The 20436-nt window shown below is 66.6% G+C and carries 21 protein-coding genes and 1 pseudogene; 7 read left to right on the forward strand and 15 right to left on the reverse strand.

The window, feature by feature from the left end:
* Positions 1–17: 17 nt before the first annotated feature.
* The 7 genes from cas5u6u to BRC58_10215 all read right to left on the reverse strand — a co-directional run bounded on the left by cas5u6u (position 18) and on the right by BRC58_10215 (position 9114).
* A complete protein-coding gene (cas5u6u, locus tag BRC58_10185) occupies positions 18–1544 on the reverse strand; it encodes a type I-U CRISPR-associated protein Cas5/Cas6 (protein ID PSP16098.1) in 1527 nt (508 codons plus the stop codon).
* The gene (cas7u, locus tag BRC58_10190; protein PSP16099.1) at positions 1541–2485 is read right to left on the reverse strand and encodes a type I-U CRISPR-associated protein Cas7; all 945 of its coding nucleotides are present in this window, start codon (positions 2483–2485) and stop codon (positions 1541–1543) included. The genes cas5u6u and cas7u overlap by 4 nt, the downstream gene beginning before the upstream one ends.
* Positions 2485–4629 (reverse strand): type I-U CRISPR-associated protein Csx17, encoded by a 2145-nt coding sequence (csx17, locus tag BRC58_10195; protein PSP16100.1) that lies wholly within the window; start codon positions 4627–4629, stop codon positions 2485–2487. The genes cas7u and csx17 overlap by 1 nt, the downstream gene beginning before the upstream one ends.
* Positions 4629–6749 carry a CRISPR-associated endonuclease Cas3'' gene (locus tag BRC58_10200; GenBank protein PSP16101.1) on the reverse strand — a complete coding sequence of 707 codons (2121 nt, stop codon included), beginning with the start codon at positions 6747–6749 and terminating at the stop codon, positions 4629–4631. The genes csx17 and BRC58_10200 overlap by 1 nt, the downstream gene beginning before the upstream one ends.
* Positions 6749–7198, reverse strand: a complete 450-nt coding sequence (locus BRC58_10205; protein ID PSP16102.1) for a hypothetical protein — start codon at positions 7196–7198, stop codon at positions 6749–6751. The genes BRC58_10200 and BRC58_10205 overlap by 1 nt, the downstream gene beginning before the upstream one ends.
* A gap of 615 nt (positions 7199–7813) precedes the next feature.
* Positions 7814–8593 (reverse strand): photosystem II S4 domain protein, encoded by a 780-nt coding sequence (locus tag BRC58_10210; protein PSP16103.1) that lies wholly within the window; start codon positions 8591–8593, stop codon positions 7814–7816.
* 8 nt (positions 8594–8601) lie between these two features.
* Positions 8602–9114, reverse strand: a complete 513-nt coding sequence (locus BRC58_10215) for a hypothetical protein (GenBank protein PSP16104.1) — start codon at positions 9112–9114, stop codon at positions 8602–8604.
* A 181-nt stretch (positions 9115–9295) separates the two neighbouring features.
* Between BRC58_10215 and BRC58_10220 the strand changes: the two genes are divergently transcribed.
* Together BRC58_10220 and prmA are read left to right on the forward strand one after the other, a co-directional pair.
* Positions 9296–10876 carry a phosphoglycerate dehydrogenase gene (locus tag BRC58_10220; GenBank protein PSP16105.1) on the forward strand — a complete coding sequence of 527 codons (1581 nt, stop codon included), beginning with the start codon at positions 9296–9298 and terminating at the stop codon, positions 10874–10876.
* Between the two features lie 8 nt (positions 10877–10884).
* Positions 10885–11760, forward strand: a complete 876-nt coding sequence (prmA, locus tag BRC58_10225; protein PSP16106.1) for a 50S ribosomal protein L11 methyltransferase — start codon at positions 10885–10887, stop codon at positions 11758–11760.
* On the opposite strand, the pseudogene BRC58_10230 reads toward prmA, so the two are convergent.
* Both BRC58_10230 and ilvD read right to left on the reverse strand, forming a co-directional pair.
* Positions 11757–12333 (reverse strand): annotated as a pseudogene (locus BRC58_10230) (phosphohydrolase). The gene prmA and the pseudogene BRC58_10230 sit on opposite strands and share 4 nt — an antisense overlap.
* Before the next feature lie 19 nt (positions 12334–12352).
* On the reverse strand, positions 12353–14029 hold the full coding sequence (gene ilvD / locus BRC58_10235; protein PSP16107.1) for a dihydroxy-acid dehydratase: 1677 nt from the start codon (positions 14027–14029) through the stop codon (positions 12353–12355).
* Positions 14030–14155: 126 nt separating this feature from the next.
* On the opposite strand from ilvD, the gene BRC58_10240 reads away from it, so the two are divergent.
* Entirely contained in the window at positions 14156–15241 is a 1086-nt protein-coding gene (locus tag BRC58_10240; protein PSP16108.1) for a mechanosensitive ion channel protein MscS, read from the forward strand.
* Here BRC58_10240 and BRC58_10245 read toward each other — a convergent pair.
* The 4 genes from BRC58_10245 to BRC58_10260 all read right to left on the reverse strand — a co-directional run bounded on the left by BRC58_10245 (position 15235) and on the right by BRC58_10260 (position 16486).
* Positions 15235–15459: a hypothetical protein gene (locus BRC58_10245; protein PSP16109.1), complete on the reverse strand. Its 225-nt coding sequence runs from the start codon at positions 15457–15459 to the stop codon at positions 15235–15237. The genes BRC58_10240 and BRC58_10245 overlap by 7 nt on opposite strands.
* Positions 15460–15649: 190 nt before the next feature.
* Positions 15650–16006 carry a hypothetical protein gene (locus tag BRC58_10250; GenBank protein ID PSP16110.1) on the reverse strand — a complete coding sequence of 119 codons (357 nt, stop codon included), beginning with the start codon at positions 16004–16006 and terminating at the stop codon, positions 15650–15652.
* The gene (locus BRC58_10255; GenBank protein PSP16117.1) at positions 15996–16301 is read right to left on the reverse strand and encodes a DNA polymerase subunit beta; all 306 of its coding nucleotides are present in this window, start codon (positions 16299–16301) and stop codon (positions 15996–15998) included. The genes BRC58_10250 and BRC58_10255 overlap by 11 nt, the downstream gene beginning before the upstream one ends.
* The gene (locus BRC58_10260) at positions 16301–16486 is read right to left on the reverse strand and encodes a hypothetical protein (protein ID PSP16111.1); all 186 of its coding nucleotides are present in this window, start codon (positions 16484–16486) and stop codon (positions 16301–16303) included. The genes BRC58_10255 and BRC58_10260 overlap by 1 nt, the downstream gene beginning before the upstream one ends.
* A gap of 103 nt (positions 16487–16589) precedes the next feature.
* Between BRC58_10260 and BRC58_10265 the strand changes: the two genes are divergently transcribed.
* Positions 16590–17261, forward strand: a complete 672-nt coding sequence (locus BRC58_10265) for a plasmid pRiA4b ORF-3 family protein (GenBank protein PSP16112.1) — start codon at positions 16590–16592, stop codon at positions 17259–17261.
* 342 nt (positions 17262–17603) lie between these two features.
* Positions 17604–18059: a TVP38/TMEM64 family protein gene (locus tag BRC58_10270; protein PSP16118.1), complete on the forward strand. Its 456-nt coding sequence runs from the start codon at positions 17604–17606 to the stop codon at positions 18057–18059.
* Here BRC58_10270 and BRC58_10275 read toward each other — a convergent pair whose 3' ends face one another.
* Positions 18060–19133: an SAM-dependent methyltransferase gene (locus BRC58_10275; GenBank protein PSP16113.1), complete on the reverse strand. Its 1074-nt coding sequence runs from the start codon at positions 19131–19133 to the stop codon at positions 18060–18062. It abuts the gene before it with no gap.
* A gap of 208 nt (positions 19134–19341) precedes the next feature.
* Positions 19342–19641: a hypothetical protein gene (locus BRC58_10280; GenBank protein PSP16119.1), complete on the reverse strand. Its 300-nt coding sequence runs from the start codon at positions 19639–19641 to the stop codon at positions 19342–19344.
* 111 nt (positions 19642–19752) lie between these two features.
* Between BRC58_10280 and BRC58_10285 the strand changes: the two genes are divergently transcribed.
* Together BRC58_10285 and BRC58_10290 are read left to right on the forward strand one after the other, a co-directional pair.
* Positions 19753–20235, forward strand: a complete 483-nt coding sequence (locus tag BRC58_10285) for a hypothetical protein (GenBank protein PSP16114.1) — start codon at positions 19753–19755, stop codon at positions 20233–20235.
* On the forward strand, positions 20232–20436 hold a 205-nt coding region (locus BRC58_10290), incomplete at its 3' end, for an AAA family ATPase (protein PSP16115.1). The genes BRC58_10285 and BRC58_10290, both read left to right, overlap by 4 nt.

Raw genomic sequence — 20436 nt, forward strand, 5'->3', positions numbered from 1 at the left:
GCGCCAGCTTGCCCCGCCTACGTTCGCTCCGCGACCGGTCTGAACGTTCCCAGGCCAAAGTGGGCCGCGTAGCCGAGGGCAATGGGGCCCTGCTGCGGCCGCTCGAACGCCAGCTCAAAGCCGTAGCCGCGCCGCGGCCCCTGCGACCCGTGCCCTTGGGAGCGATCGCGCTGGAACGCGTACCAGGGGTAATGGCCCACAGCCTTCCCATGCTCAATGGGACGTACTGCCACCGGCTCGTCTTTGCCCAACTGCGCCAGCATGCGTCTGACCTGCGCTTCGGGCGTCTCCACCCAAACGCCGCGCCTTTTCTTGGGATGCCGCGGCAGCACCACGGGCGTCAGGCTTTGCCAAAGACGGCTGGTGCCTACCGCCGGCGAGCGGCCCTCAGTGGCGCCCGGAGCGCTCAAATTGGCGCCATAGTCATGGGCTTGGCCCAGCGCAACGAGGACCGTCTGGATGTCAAAGCCCTCGCGCCCCCAGACTTGGGACAGGTGTTGCAACGCCCGGCGCTCGGTCTCGTGGCAGAAGCCTTGCGCCGCGTAGACGGCCACATGGTCGATGCGGCCGTCACCGTCCGTATCTTCGGGCAGGTACCAAGCGTGCCGGTGGTTGCTCTGGGATTTTTCGCCATTGGCCTCCCGCCCGGCAAAGACAAAAGCCCCATCACTGCGGCTCATCAAGCTGGTCCGAAAGCGCTCCCCTAGCGATACCGCCTCTTTGAGGCTGGGCAACACGTTGGCTGCCAGCGCGTAGCGGGCAAAGTTAGGCGCTACCTTAACTGCATGCCGCGATGCAGGCGATCGCCGAGGCGCCGGCTCCGCCACCGAGTAGGACACCCAACGCGCGCCGGGCACGCCGCTCCAACCTTGCGCATGCAGCTCGCCCACATCCACCTCGAGTGCCGAGAGCACGTCGGTGGGCACGCGCCACTTGCGCTTTTTGCCTTTGGGGCGCGGCATGGCCTCAACCGCCGCCTGAAAACCTTCCATTCCTTCCGGTGTCAGCGGCGCTAGGACCTCAATCGTGTCTCCGTCGCTGCTCTCGGGCGCGCGCTCGCGGGGCACGGCATGGTACTCGCCAACCGCTTCCTCCAGCAGCTTCATCTCGGCCCAGGACTCGGCGCGGCCCAAGTAATTGACCCGCTCGCACAGCTGCGCCAGCAAGCTGCGCTCGGTGGCATCCAGCACGAGCTCCGGCCAGCAAACATGCATGGCTGCCCCTTTGGCCATGACCCGGAACGTATCGAGCACCTGGGTGGTGGTCCATTCCCCCTCGCTGACCAGCGGCATGTAGTGCCGCGTGTGGGCTGACTGCGTTGGTGGGAGCTGGTAGGCCGGGAGCGCGGTTGCCAGCTTGGCCACCAAGCCACCCAGCAAAGCCCGCTGGGGCGGCTCAGGCATGCGGTGGGCAACGGCGACCAGCGTTCGCAGCAGGCGCCAGGACGCTGGCGGCCACTCCACAACGCCCTCGTTGACTTGGTGGTTCCAGGGCGTGGCGTGGAACTGGCCGGCTAAAAACCGGATGGCAAGCGTGACGCTCATGAACCGGACTTTGCACTCACGCGGGTAACCGGGGGATCGGCAAAGTAGGGAGCTGCCTGCTGCACCAGCGACGGCAGTGCCGCTTCCAGCTCGGACCGCTCCGGTAAGGTATAGCCCTCGGGGCGCGTCACCGTGACTTGCTTGCACTGCAGGTCGCAGGCCGTCCGCAAGCGCAGTCCCTGTTGCAAAAAGCACTGGATCTTCCACAGCGCCAGCGCAACGAGCAGATCTTCGATGGCCTCGCCCAAGCGATAGCCCCGAATTTGGCTCAGGTCGAGGTTGAAATAGGCTGTGATGGCCTCGGCCGTGTAGTAGTCGCGGTGGTAAGGGATGTTGCCACCCCCCTGCTGGGCACCGCCTCGTTCCTTACCCGAGGGATCGACGCGGTCGTTTTTAACGCCGCCGGCCGGGACGAATTCGGCGTTGTAGGCCTCGAACCCAGATAGGGCGCGCGAGAGCTTGAACCGACCGCCTGCTAACTTGCTGTTGGCCAGAAAGACGCCGTGCAGCAAGCAGTTGAGGTCGTATTTGGCCAGCACGCGGGCCAGCTGCTGGAAGTTGACCGGGCCATCATCGAGCGCGTTGAGCTCTTGCTGCAGCTGGTCAAAAAAGCTTGTACTGAGGATGTAGGCTGAGTTGAGCCGGTGGGCTTCCAGCAGCGAGTTGGTCAACACCCGACCGTCGCGCTCGACGGCGACGTAGGGAATGCCGCGCAGCGGTTCCACGACTTCCTCGGCCGCTTCGTCCCAAGCTGCGTTCTCCAGCCGGTTGGCCACGCTCTGGGCTGATTCCAACAGCAGCATTTCGGTGCCATCAGGCAGTTGGTAGGTCGCAGCGCCCAAGTCGGGGAAACCCGTGGGTTGGAAGGTATGCCCTTGCAGCGGGGCCAGATCGGCCTCGATCAGCAAACGCGGTTCGGTTTTGAGCGGGCTCAGATCCATCAGGCCGGTTCCTCCTGTTCTTCCTCGGGCGGTCGTTGTACGCGTTGCAAAACGTTCTGGATGCTGCCTTCCGACAGCGGAAAGGCCAGCGCCGCCGCAATCCGGTGGGTGCGCTCGGGCGGCTCGTAGGCTTGGCGGACGGCCGGACGCAAGCCGCTGGCGTGCAAGCGCTGCCCTGCCAGCCGGGTAGCCGTTGCGCTATCGCCAGCTGCCAGGCGTGCCAGTAGCTGCGGCACGCGCGGCAGCGTTAGCTCGTTTTGGCGATCGAGCACGTGGCGGTGGACGGGGGCCGCAAGCGCGTAAGTGGCCGGCAGCGCCGAGGCCTGCGCTACCTCCGCTCGGTCGGGCCGGAAGTAACGGCGCGGCAGGTCGATTAGGGAAAGCCCCCGCGCGATCGCCGTCAACCGGGCGTCGTTGGTTTGGCCGTCAATCCAGCGGGCGATGTCGCTGGGTGAGGCAAACGGCGGCTTGGGCTCGAACGCGCTGGCCGTTCCCGCTGCTTGTTGCTCGGCTTCAATGGCCTCGCGCTGCAGGAGCGCTACCAAATTGTCAGCTAGGGATCCAGCCTGCCAGGTGGTCTTACCGTCGTTCTGCTCCATCCAGTGCCAGAAGCGCGCTTGCGGCTCGGGCGGCCGCGCCAGAGTCAGCCGCTGGCGCAGGGACTTACCGGCGAGGGCATGTGCCAGTCGGAACTCTGTGGCCTCAGCCGGCGCGGTTTGCTGGTAGCACGCATCCAGCCAAGTTGCGTTCAGCGGTCTTAGAGGCGTGATCGCGTTGGGGAGTGCAAAGCTGCGACGGGCATTCGAGAGGACCCCATCCAGCTGACCGAGGGCAACCAGCACGGCCAGCAGCGTTGTTTTGCCTTGGCTGAGAGCAACAATGGCGGTCTCGAGCTGCCGCTGCGCGCGCCGCACTGAGGCTGGGGCACTGCTGCGATGGCGCTGAAGCTGCTGCAACCAGCCATCGAGCTCAACCAACTGATTGACTGATGGGCGCTGGCGCGTCCGGAACTGGCCTAGCGGCACGGCAAAGTAGGATAGGCCGTTGCGCTGCTGAAAGCTGTAGCGCTCGAAGGCCTCCAGGCCGCGGCTGACGCCTAGCGTGGCAATAGCGCGGGCAAAATCGACCCCCGTCCGGGTGGCCCGCTGCCCCACCTTGGCCCGGCCCTCGGCAAACAGTGATCGCAATTCCAGCAGCTCGGCAGGTTGGGACCAAGTTGGCACCCATAGCTCAGCTCGAGCCGTGGCTTGCTCCTGCTCGGTCGCACTGCCATAGCCCACATTGGACAGATTCACCATAAACGGGTAAGCAGCACTGCCCGCTTGGGCGCGCTCGTAACGGCGCGTGGCGCTGGCGTTGAACAGCAACGCTCCTTCCACCATCAGCACGTAGTCCCACGGGTTGACCCGCGCGCCGGCTTGGAAGCCGGGGGCAGCGTTGGCACCCCCAGCTGCAATGGGATTGAACTGGCCGATCTTGCCGGCAAACAGCGTAGCCGGTCGGACGGTGTCGAACAGCGCCGGCGGTAGGAGCGCCTCCGCTTCGGCCGTGGGCTCACCCGAGTCCGGATCGAGCAGTAACAGCAGCTGCTGCTGGAAGGTACGGCTGAAATCGAAGTTGCCGTCGTTGCCCCCCGTGCCCATCAGGCGCGGAAAGTTCAACGACACCCCAGTGGCATCGTCCGAGTCCGAGATTGCCACGCAGGTATCGAGCCAGGGGACAGCCTCATAGGGCAGGTTGGCGCGCAGATGCACCAGCAACCGCTCTTTTTGCGCCTGGTTGGGCTTGGCAGTTAGGCCTAGGGCCGCTACCTGCTCGCGCGCCGCGGCAATGGCGCGTTGGTAGCCCTGCAACCGCTCGGTTGCCGCCCCCTCAAAGGCAGCCAGTGTCTTTTTGTTGTCTTTGGGATAGAAACCACTGCTGCCATTCCAAGGTGCAATCAGTGGGGTTGGGCGGTAGTGGTGGAGTAGGAACTGCTCTAAATCCGGGCGCTCGAGCTGGGTGCGAACGACCAACGCGCGGTCCTGCCAGAACGCCCGGGCCTGGGGGTCCTGCTGCTCGGCCAGCAGGCGAAAAACGCCCAAACCTTTGAGGTAGTCAGACAGGGGCTGGGTCTTGCAGCCGGGTAGGGCAATGTCGGGCATCAGTTCTCCACCTGTGGGGTGCAGCCGCCCTGGGCCGAGCCGTGCCAGTCAGCGACGCGGACCAAGGTTTCCAAAAATGCCAGCCGGAATGGCCCGTACCCCGCCGGCGAAAACAGCTTGCCAGCCTGTGCCGCCCACGAAGGACCCATCTCGCTCTCGCCCAGCTCCATGCAAGCGAGCGAGAGCGCTTGCGGCGGCACGCGCAGGCCGTCGCCCAGATCCAGCACCGGGAACGGTTTGCCCAGCACCCAGTCACCTTCGTGAATGCCCAGGGCATACCGCTCGGCTGTCTCGTCTGGGGGCGGCTCCTCAATACCTCGATCTTTGGGGTTCAAAGCATACTGTCGGAGAGTGTGCAATCGGGCAGCTTTGCTTGGCGGCGGCCGTTCGTTGGGGCGCGGCTGGATGGCCGTGCGGACCTTGCCGTGGTGGCAGGCCACCAGGTAGGCCACTAGGAAGTCACCATCCTGCTGGAGTGCCAGCAGCGCGCTGGCGAGCTCGTGGCGGAACCCGCGGCGGTCGGAGGGCATGGCGTACTGGTTCTCGCCCCGCTGGTGGTCCGATTTGGCCCAAAAGTCGGTCCAATTGCGATCGGGGCGCTGGTGGGTCAGCATTGCCTGGAAGTGGGGATGGGCCTTGCCGGCATCGTGCCAGCGGGCAGCGCGCGTTACGGCCTGCTCGGGCAGATCGAGGGCGGCCAACGCATCGCACAAGCGTTGGGCCTGCTCGCAGACATCCTGCGCGTGCTGCCGGAGCGTGACGAACTGCTTGGCGCCCTGGCTGGGCGCATCGCCGCTGTCGCGATCGGCGGTTAGGAGCGTCTCGAGCGAGACGGGCTCGGGTTTCTCCTTGCCGCCCGTAAAGCCCAACTCTGAGGAATAGCCCCCTGACGAGCAAGCCATCAGCAGTGACAGACCGGGGTAGAGATCGGCCGGGTTGGCGCGCTGCCACTCGCCCTGCATGGCATTCCAGCGCCAAGCAGAGCGTTTTTTGACCAACTCGCGCGCTTGGCCAATGGGAACGCGGCAGAGCTCTGCCGACTGCAGGGCTTCCCTGTTGTCGGCGCGGGTGGGATCGCTAGGCGGGGGCTTGCCTTCGTCCTCCCAGTTGCGCCAGGCAATGGCAACGTCGCTGTCCTCGGTGTTGCGCACGAACGGCGAGATGTCGATGTCGTGACCGGCCAGGTCCGTTGCCGTCTCGAATAGCTGCAGCAAGTCGTGCTGGCGCGGAATGAGCCCTTCCACCGCACTCTGCAGCGGCTCGAGGGCTGTCTTGGCCTGCCCCAAGCTTTCAGGACCGGCATCGCCAAATTGCTCGGTCAGCTGCTGTAGCAATCGGCGCCCCTCCGCCAGTTCCTGGGCGTTGTAGGGGGCTGAAGCTTTGTCCTCAACATCAATCCAGTAAACGGCGGCCGTCTCGTTCTGAGTGCCCTGGCGGTTGCAACGCCCCACCCGCTGCACGAACGATGACCAGGGCGGCAGCTCGGTAAACAAGCGATCGGCCGAGATATCCACGCCGGCCTCAACCGCCTGGGTCGCCACCCAGACCCCCGTGGGAGCGGGGCTCTCCTCCCCTAGCAATTGCTCATTGAGCGCCTGGCGCTCCGCCGCCCGAAAGCGCGAGTGCAGTAGGTGCAGCTCGGCGGGACTGACGGCATCCTGCTTTTGCAGGGCCTGATACACCTGCTGCGCCCGGCCCACGCGGTTGCAAACCACCAGCGCTAGCGACCCTGGCACGTGAACTTGAGCTACCTCTGCTGCCAGATCGCGGGTGTACCGGCGTTGGGCGTTGGCCTGGACCGGGCAAGTGACCTGGGCTTGGGCAAGCGGTTTGCGAGCGCTAACGAGGGCGCCGAGCCGCTCGTTCTGCAGGTCATCAGCATTGAGCGACTCGGCTGGCCCCAGATCGGTATCGCAATCTACCGTCTGCAGCCGTTCGGGCTCCAGCGTTGCGCTCATCCACAGCGAATGCGTGGGGCCGTAAGTTTGGAAGCTGTGGCGGAACCACTGCAGCTGGGCGGTGGTGAGCAACCCAATCCCCATAAGCTGGGTTTCATCCATAACCCAGAGGCAGTCATTGTTGAGCAGGGCAAAATGCACCGGCCAGCGGTAGCGGCTCATTAGCCGCGGTTGAGGGCGCGGCTAATGAGCTGGTCCTGAGTGCCAATGAGGATGCTGTCGCGCTCGGGCTCGAGATCCCAGTGGTTGGCGACAGAGTCACCCATCAGCAGATACAAGCCCACCTCGTCGCGCAGCCCGGCAGCCTTTAACCACCGCTCAGCCGCCCGATAAGTCTGCTCGACCAGCGTGCGCATGGGCAGGCAGTAGACCAGCCGCCGGGGCGTTCGCGCGCGAGTTTCAGGCGCGGCATAGCGGCGGCGCCAGAGCCAAGCCAGGATGGCAGCTGCCGTCTTGCCAGCACCGGTGGGGACATCCAGCAGGTAAGGCAGCGCTGGTGCCGTGGCCAGCCGGTGCTGGTAAGGGAAGCGCTCGTTGCCTGTTATGCGGCGAAACCAGCTATCAAAGTCGCTCATTAGAGCGCTCCCACGAATTGCAAAGCGCGTCCCCATCCGCAGAAAGCGGATCGGCAGCCGCCTGGCACGCGCGCAGCTTTTCCCAGCAATTGCTGAGGCGATCCTCGAGGCACTGGCGTGCTTCGCGCTCGCCGGCTAGTTCCGCTTTGAACGCTTGCAACTCCTCAGAGGGCGGGGCCTGGTAATGCAGCTGCAGCTCGAGCTCCGCCCCCTCACTAGGGGTAGCCTTGAGGTACAATTCCATATCGACTCCATCGAGTTCGACGGCTTTGGGCTGCCTCCCAAAGCCGTTACTAACCTATTTTGCTGCAGTTTGGCCGTCAACCTGTAGCTTTAGCGTCCCTAAATATGATTTGACGACTCTAAATGCAGAGAGCCTAGCGACGATTTGACGGCTTTAAGGGATAGCTGAAAAGCTAGATAAAACTCTATCTGCCTAAGTCAGAGTCGATTCCGCTCCGTATAGCAGCGGCCCTATTGAAGCAAATCTTAGCTGGGGACGCTTCCGGCTACACCAGTCAAGCGCCTCCACGCCTAGCTATGGGCGTGGCCCCTTTGAAGCACTCACGGTCACTTTCCTCTTTGCCTTACTCGAGTTTCACCGCACCCTCCGGGTGCGGCCCCTTTGAGGTAGCTCAGTCACTCGATTCATCATCGGTAGCGCGTTAGGGCAATGCGGTAGCGGCCCTTTTTAGTCGTAGAGACCTCGCCCACCACAACTCGACCCTTACCCTGCAGCGCGATCGCATCGCCCGGGCTGACTGCCTGGCTGGGCTGGGTGACCTCGCGCCAGTTGAGGCGGACCTCGCCCCGCTCGATCGCGGCGGCGGTTTTGCGGCGCGAGAGGCCAAACCCGGCCGATGCTACCGCATCCAGGCGTAGCGAGGGCTCCACCGCCGTCAGTTCCTTGGTTTGGAGCGGGCGCACCTTGAGCTCATCTAGTCCAATGGGGCGCACCTTGACCGGCACTGATCGCACGTAGCCCAGCTCGGCCTCCAAAACCGGCACCCCCTCGGGCGCCAGCACCACCTGGGCGCCACCCTCGCCCAGCACCAGAATGTCGCCCACTTGCTCGCGCGCGACGCCGGCCCCCAGAATGGCCTCTAAAAAGTCGCGGTGGGTGGCGGTATCGAACAGGAAGTTGCCCCCCAGATCCAGCGCCGCCAGCGGCACCTGGGCCGCATCCAGCGGAACTTGGGCGCGGGCGATGCCCAACCGCTGCCGCTCGGCTTGGGCAAAGCCGCCGCGCGCCAGGGTCTGAATGTCGCTGAGGCGCTCCAACCGCTGCTGGATCTCGGCGCACGCCGGCGGCGAGAGAAAGTCCGTGACGCTGACCTCCCAGATCTTGAGCGCCCGCTCGGCCCCATCCAGCGCCTGCGCCAACGAATCGGGCCACTGGGACCCGTGCAGCAGTTCCTCGCGTGGTAGCATACCGGCCGTCACGAGGCGGGTTCGGTATAGCCTTGCAAGTTCTCCGGCTCCAGCGGTTGCAGCACGCGCCGGGCCTGCTCGCTGGCCGCCTGCGAGCCGCGCACCACCACCAGGTACTTGCCTTCGTTGAGGCGGTTGCGGTAGGGCAGGGCATCGCCACCGCCGATGAGGAGGCCGGCGCCGCCACCGGCGACAAACGCCCCCATGGCGCCCGCGATCACGCCCAACATCCCGCCCAGCACCCGGTTACCCAGCGCGCCCGCTTGCGCCCAAATCGTAATCTCGGTGAGGGCGTTGAAGGTGGCCCCCGCCACAAACCCAAACGGCACCAGCCACAGCGCCATCAGCCGGATTTGGCGCTTGGCGGGCTCGTTGGGGTCAATCAGGCCGAACTCGTCGGCACTCTGATAGCCCTGGCCCACAATGGCGAGCTGCTCGGTGGGGAGGCCGGCTTTTTCCAGGGCAACGTAGGCTTCCTCGGCTTTGACCCGGCTGGGTAGAACGGCAATCAGGTAGCTCATGGGCGCGCTGGCAGCGCTTCGCATGGGGCGCAATAATTGTTAGCGTAGCAATTCGCGCGCCCGCGCAGCCGCCGCCGGCCGTTCTGCCAGCATCCGCCCAAGGTGGGAGAATGGCGCAGTGCCCGTCACGAACGGGGTCGCCCGCGCCGCCCGCGCAAGCCGATTTCAATGTTTGATGCCCATGTCCAAGGTGCTCGTTTCCGATAGCGTCGACCAGTCCGGGCTTGATGTCCTGTCGCAGGTGGCGCAAGTCGATTGCAAAACCGGCCTGTCCGAAGACGAGCTCGTCCAGCTCATCCCCGACTACGACGCCCTCATGGTGCGCTCCGGCACCCAGGTCACCGCAGCCATCCTCGATGCCGGTACCCAGCTCAAAATCGTGGGCCGCGCTGGCGTGGGCGTGGACAACATTGACGTTGAGGCTGCCACGCGCCGCGGCGTCATGGTGGTCAACTCCCCCGAGGGCAACACGGTGGCGGCGGCCGAGCACACCCTGGCCATGATGATGGCGCTCTCGCGCCACATCCCCGAGGCCCACCAGTCCGTCATGGCGCACGAATGGGAGCGCAAGCGCTTTGTGGGCTCCGAGATCTACAAAAAGACCCTGGGCGTGGTGGGCCTGGGCAAAATTGGGGCCCACGTTGCCCACGTGGCGCGGGCCATGGGGATGCGGCTGCTGGGCTACGACCCCTTCATCTCTGCCGAGCGCGCCGAGCAGCTGGGGTGCCGCCTGGTGGATCTGGAGTTTTTGTTCGCCGAGTCGGACTACATCACCCTGCATGTCCCCAAAACCGACGAAACCGCCAACCTCATCGATGCCCAGACCCTGGGCAAGATGAAAGACCACGCCCGCATCATCAACTGCTCGCGCGGCGGCATCGTCAACGAGGCCGATTTGGCCGAGGCCCTGCGCAACGATCGCATCGCGGGGGCGGCGCTGGATGTCTTCGATAGCGAGCCGCTGGCGGATTCGCCGCTGCGGGATTTGGCAGGCAAAGTGGTGCTCACCCCGCACCTGGGGGCCTCCACCGAGGAAGCCCAGACCAACGTGGCCGTTGATGTGGCTGAGCAGATCCGCGACGTGCTGCTGGGGCTGCCGGCGCGCTCGGCGGTCAACATCCCCGGGCTCAGCCCCGATGTCATCGAAAAAATCAAGCCCTACATGGACCTGGCCGAGACCCTGGGCAAGCTGGTGGGCCAGCGGGCCGGCGGCCGCCTGGATCTGCTCAACGTGCGCATGGAGGGCGAGATTGCCGAGGACCGCAGCCAGCCCATCGTCACGGCCGCGCTCAAGGGGCTGCTCACCCCGGCGCTGCAAGAGCGGGTCAACTACGTCAACGCCAACATTGAGGCCAAAGAGCGCGGCATTCGCGTGGTCGAGACTAAGGACGAATCCTCCCACGACTACGCCGGCTCGCTGCGGCTGGAGGCGCGGGGCGCGCAGGGCGATCACTCGGTCACCGGCGCGCTGCTCAGCGATCGCGAGGTCCGCATTACCAACATTGACGGCTTCCCCGTGAGCGTGCCGCCCAGCAACTACATGCTGTTTACGGTCCATCGGGACATGCCCGGCATCATCGGCCAGATCGGCTCGCTGTTGGGCAGCTTCAACGTCAACATCGCCAGCATGCAGGTGGGGCGCAAGATCGTGCGCGGCGATGCGGTTATGGTGCTGAGCATCGACGACCCGCTGCCGGAAGGCCTGCTGGATGAGATCACCAAGGTCTCGGGGGTCAGCGACGCCTACACGGTCAAGCTCTAGGCGCGGCCATGGCCTGGTGGGAGATCCGGCTGCGCGGCGATCCGGCGTTTGAAGAAAGCGCGTTCTGGCGGCTGACGGCCTGGGGCTGCAGCGGCACGGCCACCGAGGCCGAGGGGCAGCGGCAGTGCGTGCGCGCCTACCTGCCCCAAGCGGACGCCAGCGAGGGCGATTTGGTGGCCCTGACCCACCAGCTGCAGCAGGATGCCGCCGCGCTGGATCTGGCGCCGCCGGAGCTGAGCTGGCAGCCGCTGGCCGAGGCGGACTGGGCCAGCGACTGGAAGCAGTACTGGGCGCCGCAAGCCGTGGGCGAGCGCTTGCTAGTTTGCCCCGCGTGGCAGGATCCCCCCCCCACCGAGCGCATTGTGCTGCGGCTGGATCCGGGGGTAGCTTTTGGCACGGGCATTCATCCCACCACGCAGCTGGCGCTGGAGCTGCTGGAGCAGCAGGACCTGCGCGGCCGCACCCTTGCCGATGTGGGCTGCGGCTCGGGGATCCTGGCCATTGCGGCCCTGCTGCTGGGGGCCGAGTCCGCCTGCGCGGTGGATACCGACGCGATTGCGGCCAATGCCACCCAGGCCAATCGCGATGCCAACGGCCTTGCCCCCGAGCGCCTGCGCGTGGCCCAGGGCAGCGTGGCGCAGCTGCGCTCGCTCATAGCCGCGCCGGCCGACGGCATTGCCTGCAACATCCTGGCCCCCACCATCATCGAGCTGCTGCCAGAGCTGGATGCGATCGCCCACGCCGGCACCTGGGGCGCGCTCAGCGGCATCCTGGGCGAGCAAGTGCCGCGGGTGCGCGACGCGCTGGCCCAGCACGGGTGGCGCATCCGGCACCGCCGGGACTGGCTGAACTGGAGCGGGCTGACGGTGGCGCGCACCGGCTAGGCGCTGGCTTGCTCCAGCGCCGACACGGTGGCCTCCAGCTCCGCCTGCAGCGGCGCCGGAATGGCCCCCGCGCGGGCATAAGGCATCGGTCAGGGCGCGGTAGTACCACAGCGTCCCCGTCTTGCGCTCGCGGAAGCGGTCCCAGAGCGCCTCCCCCTGCTGCCGGTAGTCGCGCAGCAGCGAGCCGGCGTTGTGGAGCTTGTCGCAGGCGCTCACCAGCTGGGCCGAGGCCGGCTCGTGGGGGATGCGGGCGACAAAGGCCTGCTTGCGCTGCTGCCAGTCCCGGGCCGGGTCGCCGCCGGTGGCGAGCGAGTCGGTGCAGGCGGCGACGGTGGCGGCTACCCCCTCGCCAAAGCGCTCGCGAATGGCGGTCAGGGTGGGCTCGCCGCCCTGGTCCTCGACGGCATCGTGCAGCAGCGCCGGGATCGCGTCGTCCTCGCTGGCGCCGTACTCCAGCGCCAGGCTGGCGACCGCCATCAGGTGGGCGATGTAGGGAATGTCGCTCCCCTTGCGCCGCTGGTCGCGGTGGAGTGGTGGGCGTAGGCAAACGCCGCGCTCAAGTGATCGCTCCAGGCGCTCATGGCTGCCTCGCTCACACCTCGGTGATGGCCCCCTGGCTGCTGGAGCTGGCCAGCCGGGCGTATTTGGCCAGCACGCCGCCCACGCCGTCCTGTTGCGGCGGCTGCCACTGGGCGCGGCGGCGCTCCAGCTCCGCATCCGAGACCTGCAGCTGCAGGGTTTGGGTGTCGGCATCGATGGCGATGCGATCGCCGGGCTCCACCAGGCCGATGGGGCCGCCTACCGCCGCCTCGGGGGCGACGTGGCCCACCACCATGCCGTAGGTGCCGCCGGAGAAGCGCCCGTCGGTGATCAGGCCCACGGCATCGCCCAGCCCGGCCCCGATGATGGCCGAGGTGGGGGCCAGCATCTCGCGCATGCCCGGGCCGCCCTTGGGCCCTTCGTAGCGGATGACGACAATATCGCCGGCCTGGATGTCGCCGGCCAGGATGGCCTCCAGGCAAGCTTCCTCCGAATCGAACGGGCGCGCCGGGCCCGCAATCTGGCGCTGCTTGATGCCGCTGACTTTGGCCACCGCGCCCTCGGGGGCCAGGTTGCCTTTGAGCACAGCCAGATGTCCCTGCGGGTAGAGGCACTGCGACCAGGGACGGATGATGGCCTGGTCCGCCGGCGGCGCCTCGGGAACATCGGCCAGGACCTGGTCCATGGTCTCGCCGGTGATGGTGAGCGCATCGCCGTGGAACAGCCCGCGCGCCAGCAGCATTTTCATCACCTGCGGCGCGCCACCCACCTGGTGCAGCTCGGTGATGACGTAGCGCCCCGAGGGCTTGAGGTCGCACAGCACCGGGACTTGCCGGCGGATGGTCTCGAAGTCGTCGATGGTGAGCTCGACCCCGGCGGTCCGCGCAATCGCCAGCAGGTGCAGCACGGCGTTGGTGGAGCCGCCCACCGCCATCACCAGCGCGATGGCGTTCTCAAAGGCCTTGCGCGTCAGCAGCTGGCTGGGCAGGATTTGCTGCTCGATGGCGTGGCAGAGGGTGCGGGCGGCGCGCTCGGCGCTGTCGGCTTTCTCGGCATCCTCGGCCGCCATGGTGGAGGAGTAGGGCAGGCTCAGCCCCATGGCCTCAATGGCCGAGGACATGGTGTTGGCGGTAAACATGCCGCCGCAGGCCCCGGCGCCGGGGCAGGCGTTGCGCTCGATGGCCGCTAGCTCCTCGCCATCGATGCGGCCGGCGCTGTGCTTGCCCACTGCCTCAAAAGCGCTGACGATGGTCAGGTCCTCGCCGTTGTAGTGCCCGGGCTTGATGGTGCCGCCGTAGACAAAAATGGCCGGGATGTTGAGGCGCGCGATGGCCAGCATGGCCCCGGGCATGTTTTTGTCGCAGGCCCCAATGGCGAGCACGCCATCCATGCTCTGGGCGCGGCAGACGGTCTCGATGGAGTCGGCAATGACCTCGCGCGAGACCAGCGAGTACTTCATGCCGGGGGTCCCCATGGAGATGCCGTCGCTGACGGTGATGGTGCCGAAGGTCTGGGGCATACCGTTGGCAGCGGCAATGCCGGCTTGCGCCCGCTCGGCCAGGGCGTTGAGCCCCATGTTGCAGGGGGTGACGGTGCTGTGGCCGTTGGCCACCCCCACAATGGGCTTGTCAAAGTCGCGATCACCAAAGCCCGTGGCGCGCAGCATGGCCCGGTTGGGCGTGCGCTGCATCCCCTGGGTGACGGTTTGGCTCCTGCGGTTGTCTGCCATCGGCGCTATTCTTGCCCGGCCATCGTGGCTCCCATTATGCGACGTTGCGGCGCCGCCGGGAGCGCCAGCTGGCCCGATTTGGTAGCATCGCCGGCGGTAACCGCACGGGCCGCTTGAGAGGTCGCCATGCTCCCTGAGGCACTGCAAGCCCAAGTCCTGGGCAACCGCATTGCCGATTACCTGCTGGTGCTGGCGGTTGCGGTCGTTGGCCTCCTGGCGCTCAATTGGCTGGTGCGCGGCCCGGTGCTGGGCGGGCTGAGCCGGTGGGCGGCGCGAGCGGGTTTGCCCTTCGAGCAGGCCTTGCGGCGCCCGCTGCGGCGCGCACTGCTGCCGCTGGGCTATGTGGGCGTGCTGTATTTGGCGGTCCGCAGCCTGGCGCTGCACCCGGCGCTGGCGCGGGCGATCGATGTTATTGCGCTAGTGGCGGTGACCTTTTGGGGCATCGACGCTATCGTCAGCCTGCTGGATGGCTTGCTGCGCACCTACTGGGCCACCGGCGAGACCGATGCCGGCCGGCAGCAGCTGCTGGATACGGCCGTTCCGGTCTTGCGCGGGCTGCTGTGGGTGGTGGGCGCCATCTTTTTGCTGGCCAATTTGGGCCTCAATGTCTCGGCGCTGGTCGCCGGGTTGGGCGTGGGGGGCCTGGCGATCGCGCTGGCGGCCCAGGGCGTGCTGCAGGACCTGTTTGCCTACGTCTCCATCCTGCTGGATCGCCCGTTTCAGCTGGGCGATTTCATTATTGTGGGCGAGGCGATCGGCACGGTAGAGCGCATTGGCATCAAGACCACGCGCTTGCGCAGCTTGGGCGGCGAAGAGCTGGTCATGGCCAATACCGATTTGCTCAGCTCGCGCATCCAGAACTACCGGCGCATGGAGGAGCGCTGCATTGCCTTTAGCATCGGCGTTACCTACGAAACGCCGCTGGAGCGCCTGCGCGAGATCCCTGAGCTCATGCAGCAGATCCTGGCGCAAACCGACAACGTCCGCTTCGAGCGCTGCCACTTCAAAGCCTACGGCGACTTCAGCCTGACGTTCGAGACGGTCTACTACCTCACCAGCAGCGACTACGGCGCCTACATGGACGCCCAGCAGCAGATCAACCTCGCGCTCAAGCAGGCTTTCGACGCGCGCGGCATCGAATTTGCCTACCCCACCCAGGTGCTCTACCTCAACGGCAGCGCCCCGCAGCCGATCGCCTCGTCGGCTCAGTAAGCCGGTGCTAGGAGTGCCAGTCGCAATGGCGCGAAGCGCCGCCCTTTAGTACCGACCGAGTGCTGGACGAGGCTATTTTGCTCCGATTCGACCGGACCTATGTTTGGCACATCGGCGAACTCGGCCAGTAGGTCGATATCGCGCGCATCAGCGTCGGCCTGGCGCTCGGCTGCAGAACCGAAGACTTGCAGCCGAGCGATGCGATATCGCTGGCACAACTCGGCCAGTTGCTCGCGATGGCGTTCGAGCAGCGCGATCGCGGGTTTACCTCCGCATCAGCATCGTGCCCGAGGCTGGCCAGGTTGGACCGGATTTTCTGCTCTAGCCGCTGCGATTCGGCGAAGGAACCACTGTCCTCTCCTTGGCGAATAACACAGGGGATGGGCTTGGCTGTGTGTCGAGCGCGAATCATTGGCTGTCAGCCTCCACCTCCTGCAGCAGTTGCTCGGCCTGGGCTAGCAGCGTGGGCAGATAGTCGGTGATGACTTGCCAGACGATGGCATTGTCTAGCGCGTCGTAGCCGTGGACAATGATGTTGCGAAAAGCAACGATCTTCTGGTGGCCTTCGATGCGCTGGAGCCTATCGGGGTCGAGCCGATCGAGGCGATTCATGGCCTCGCCGACAATCTCGAACTGGCGCTCGACGGCAGAGCGGAGCATCAGATCGTCGCGATAATCGGCCAGGGTGCGATCGGCGACGAACTGGCGGCTAGCCCGGCCGGCGTCGAGGATGTCCTGCAAAAGCTTGGCAGAGCTATGCGGCATAGAGCGGGCTCCGGCTGCGGTTAACCTCGCGGATGAAGTAGGGGTTCCGCATAGCGTCGGCGCAGACGAGGTCGACGGGCCGGTTCAGTAGGGTTTGCAATTCGGCCAGCAAGCCAAAGTACCGATCGGCCGGGCCCATATTGGGCGCATCGGCGAACTCGACCAGCAGGTCGATATCGCGCGCATCAGCGTCGGCCTCGCCCTCAGCGGCGGAGCCGAAGACTTCCAGCTGGGCGACGTGGTATCGCCGGCACAACTCAGCCAGTTGCTCTCGATGGCGTTCGAGAAGCGGAATCACGGGTTCACCTCCGCATCAGCATCGTATCCGAGGCTGGCCAGGTTGGACCGGATCTTCTGCTCCGGGCACTGCGAATCGGCGAACTGCTCATTCAATTGCGCGACCGGGCGCGGCATCTCCCTCGCCCATCCCAGCGCTTGCAAGGCTTGCAGGAATTGCTCGCGATCGGCCCGATTTGCCATGGCGGCTTGCCAGTTGCTTGGCGTCCACGCGCCGAAGGTTAGTGCGGTGTAGGGCCCATCCCCCAAGGATCCCGTTCCATCTGCCCGCACCGGCCTTGCTAGGATGCTGGCAGCAACGCGCTCTCGCGCTGGCGAAATGGCAGGTTCCCCCGAGCAAGTCGTCCAGCTTTATATCGCCCTGGTCGAGCTGGAACCGGCCATCTGGCGCCGGGTGCAGGTCCCGAGCGACTTGACGCTGCACCGCCTGCACGGCGTCATTCAGGCTATTTTCGACTGGCAAGATTGCCACCTGTACCAGTTTGAGGTTGACGGCTGCCGCTACGCCCCGCCCGAGGAAGCCGGCGAGACTTTGGGCGGCGATCGCCTCTACAGCAGCGCCAACCTCCGCCTGAACCAGCTACTCCAGCGCGGCGTCGAGCAATTTGCCTACGTTTACGACTTGGGCGACGAGTGGGTGCACGGGCTCGCCATTGAGCAAGCCCTAACGCCCGAGGCCGGCACCGAGTACCCCGTTTTGGTCGATGGCGCCCGGCGGGCACCCCCGGAAGACATTGGCGGCCCCCCGGGATTCGAGGCTTTTCTGGAAGCCGTGAGCGATCCCAACCACCCCGATCGGGACGAGTTTCTGGAGTGGTACGGCGGCAACGAGTTCCAGCCCGAGGTCATGGATGCCGACGCCATCGAGGCGAAGTTGCAGCGCATCCGGAGGCAGCTGCGCAAGGGCCCCCAAAAGCAGCGCTCGAGTTCGTCTCGCTCGGCGCGACAGTGGCGCTAGCCCGCCGCCGCTAAACTGGGAGCGTCCCAGCAGATCGCGCGCCTCGGCGAAGGCGTTCTTAGGGCGATACGGCGATTGCGACGGCTACGGCGCCCGAAGTTGTTTGCGCTCCGGCGGCGGTTCCCCGCGCGGCTGGGGTACCGGGCTTGGATCGGATTCGCGCTGCTGGCAGCGCTGACGGCAATCTCGCTCGGCCCGCTGCGGGCAGCGCTCGAGCCCGAGTTCGTCGTCGCGCAGCTGCAGCAGTACGGCGCCCTATCCGGTCCTGCTATTCCGCTGGCCTACGCCGTCCTGACCGTGGCCGGAGTGCCCGGCATCGCGCTCACCATCGGCAGCGGGGTGATGTACGGCCCGGTGGGGGGAACGCTGCTTTCGCTGCTGGGCGTGACCTCAGGCGCACTGGCCGCTTTCGGACTCGCCCGCTACGTGCTGCCCGAGCGGGCGCTGCAACGCGCGAGGCGCGATGCGGCCATGGCCCGCTTCGAGCGAGCGGTACGGCACATGCCCCTGCGGTTTACCATCGGCATACGCTTTCTGCCGCTGGTTCCGTTCAACCTCGCCAACTACCTATTCGGGCTCACTCCCATCCACTGGATTACCTATACGCTGGGCACGGTTCTGGGCATTCTGCCCGGAACGATCGCGGGCAGTTGGCTGGGTGCCACCGGCGAGCGGGCCCTGCAGGGCGGTAAGCTGTGGCCGTTTGGGCTTGCACTGAGCCTGCTTGCCGCGATCGCGCTCTTGCCCGTGTTGCTCCCAATGCGCCAAGGGACCCACCGCGGCTCCCATCGCCGCTAGCTATGGGCGATCGCGGCGCTCCAGCACGAACAGCATCGGGTGGACATCGTTGGTCTCGATGGCGCGGGCATGGCGGACCTCAAACAGGCCCAACTGGTCCAACAGGCGGTTGAAGGCCGCGCGCTTGCGCCCCACCAGCAGCGTCAGCCGCCCGCCCGGCACCAAAACCGTCCAGGCCCCGGTCAGCAACTTGCGGTAGAACCCCACCAGATCGATCTTGCGCCCCAGGCGGATGCCCCAGGGCGGGTTGGTGACGATGGCCTCGAAGCCCTGCGGCGGGAAGTGGCGCGCCAAATCCCGCGCATCCAGCTGCTGCAGGGGGCAGCGCTCGGCCACCCCAGCCGCTTCCAGGTTCTGGCGCGCGCCGGCCACGCAGCGGGCATCGCGATCACTGCCGTAGCAGCGCCACGCCGGCATCAGCTGGGCGGCTTCCAGCAGCAGGGTCCCCGAGCCGCAGCAGGGATCCAGCAGCCGCCCTTGCGGCGCCGCCAGCCCGCTCAAGCGCAGCATGGCGTGCGCCACCACGGTTTTGAGCGCCACCCGCGGGGCGTACAGCTGGGGATGGCGCCGATCCAGCGGCGAGCGCGTCAGTTGCACGCTCACCAGGCAGACGCGATCAAAGGCATCCACGCGGATTTCGGTGTCGTAGTGCTCCAAATCCACGGTCTTGCCGTAGCGCTCCACCAGGGCTGCGCCCGCCTCGCGCTGCACGTCCATGCTGCTAAAGGCGTGATCGCCGCTGCGCTGGGTGGTGATGCGAAAGCGCTCGGCCGCCTGCATCTCGGGGATGGTCAGCTGCAGCAGCTGCTGCCGGATGGCCGCCAGCGGCTCGGTGGCGGGCAGCTCAAACTGGTGGCAGTGCCGCATGACGTGGTAGATGGTGCGCATCTGCCCCGCCAGGGCAGCCAGGGGGCGGGTGGGGGCTTCGCTGGCGATCGCCACTTGCCCGTCAATGCCCAGCGGCCGGCACTCGGGGGTCGCGGGCGGGCAGCCCGCTGCCTGGGCTCGCTCGCGCCACTCTGCCGCAACGACGCTCTCGAGGCCCGGGTTGGTGGTCAAGCATAGGGCAGTCATAGGCAGAGGCTAGCTCGAGCTGCCCGCGCCGGGCGCCGACGCGCTGGGCCGCGGCCTGCTCGGCGCTGAGGTGGACGTAGTTGCGGCCCATGGGGGGCAAGCCTGCCTCGCGAATGCGCGCTTCCAGGCACCGGAGCGCTCGGGGCGGTGCCGCAGGTGCTTGCTGAGCTTAACGCGCCGAGCGGCATCCATGGCAGCTCGGGTGCGGTTAGGCCGTTGGCGTGGGCACCTTATCGAGCAGGGCGCCGGCGATTTGCTCCCACTCTTGCTCCAGGCTGGCTTGGCTCATGGACCGGCCGCTGCGGCCGTACCAGAAGCGAGCGTTGCCCAGATCCCCTTCCTCGCGGTGCAGGTGGGCGTGCACCCAGGCGTTATCGGCCCCAGGAGCGTTCTGGACGATTTGATGGGCCGTGTCCCAGTCGCCTTGCCGGTCGTACCAGAGCGCCTGCAGCGGCTTGGGCAGCGAGCTCGGGCACTCGGTGAGCTGCTTGAACGCCGCTAGCGTCATGGCCATGGTGACCCCTAGAACTCGGCACGCCTTTGCTTGCTATCGTACCGCGCGATCGCGGCGGCTCCGCTGTTGTTAGCGTAAGGGCACTTCGCGCAGGACCCTAAGCGCATGCGGCGAGCGGCGACCTGGGACGCCAGCGGGGCGTACCGCTACTGGTTGGAGCGCGCCTGGGACGAGAGGCAGCCGCGCCTGCACGTGATCATGCTTAACCCCAGCACCGCCAATGCCGAGCGCGACAACCCCACCATCCGGCGCTGCCTGCAGTTTGCCCGGGATTGGGGCTACGGCGCGCTCGAGGTCACCAACCTGTTTGCCTACAGCAGCCCCCACCCCGAGCGGTTGCACTGGGTGCGCTCGCCGGTAGGGCCAAATAACGATGCTTACCTGGCAGCCAGCCACCGCCGCGCCGCCCCCACTGTCGTTGCTTGGGGCAACCGCGGGGACCTCAACGGCCGCGACCGGCAGGTAACGGCGCTGCTGCAGGCGGCCGGGCCGCTTAGCTGTCTGGGCCTGACACAGCGCGGCTGCCCGCGCCACTCACTCTACCTGCCGCGGCAGACGCAGCCTAGGGCGCTAGCCGAAGCGCCATGAGTGCCCGATCCGAGCCCCTAGCGGCGCGCCTGCGCCCCCAGACGCTGGAGGAGTTTGCCGGGCAGCAGCACATCATCGGTCCGGGGCGGCTGCTGCGGCGGGCCATCGAGGCCGATCGACTGACCTCACTGATTTTCTACGGCCCGCCCGGAACGGGCAAAACCACCCTCGCCGAGGTCATTGCCCGCACCACGCAGGCGC

The sequence above is a fragment of the Cyanobacteria bacterium QS_8_64_29 genome (assembly GCA_003022125.1).
Lineage (GTDB): Bacteria > Cyanobacteriota > Cyanobacteriia > Cyanobacteriales > Rubidibacteraceae > QS-8-64-29.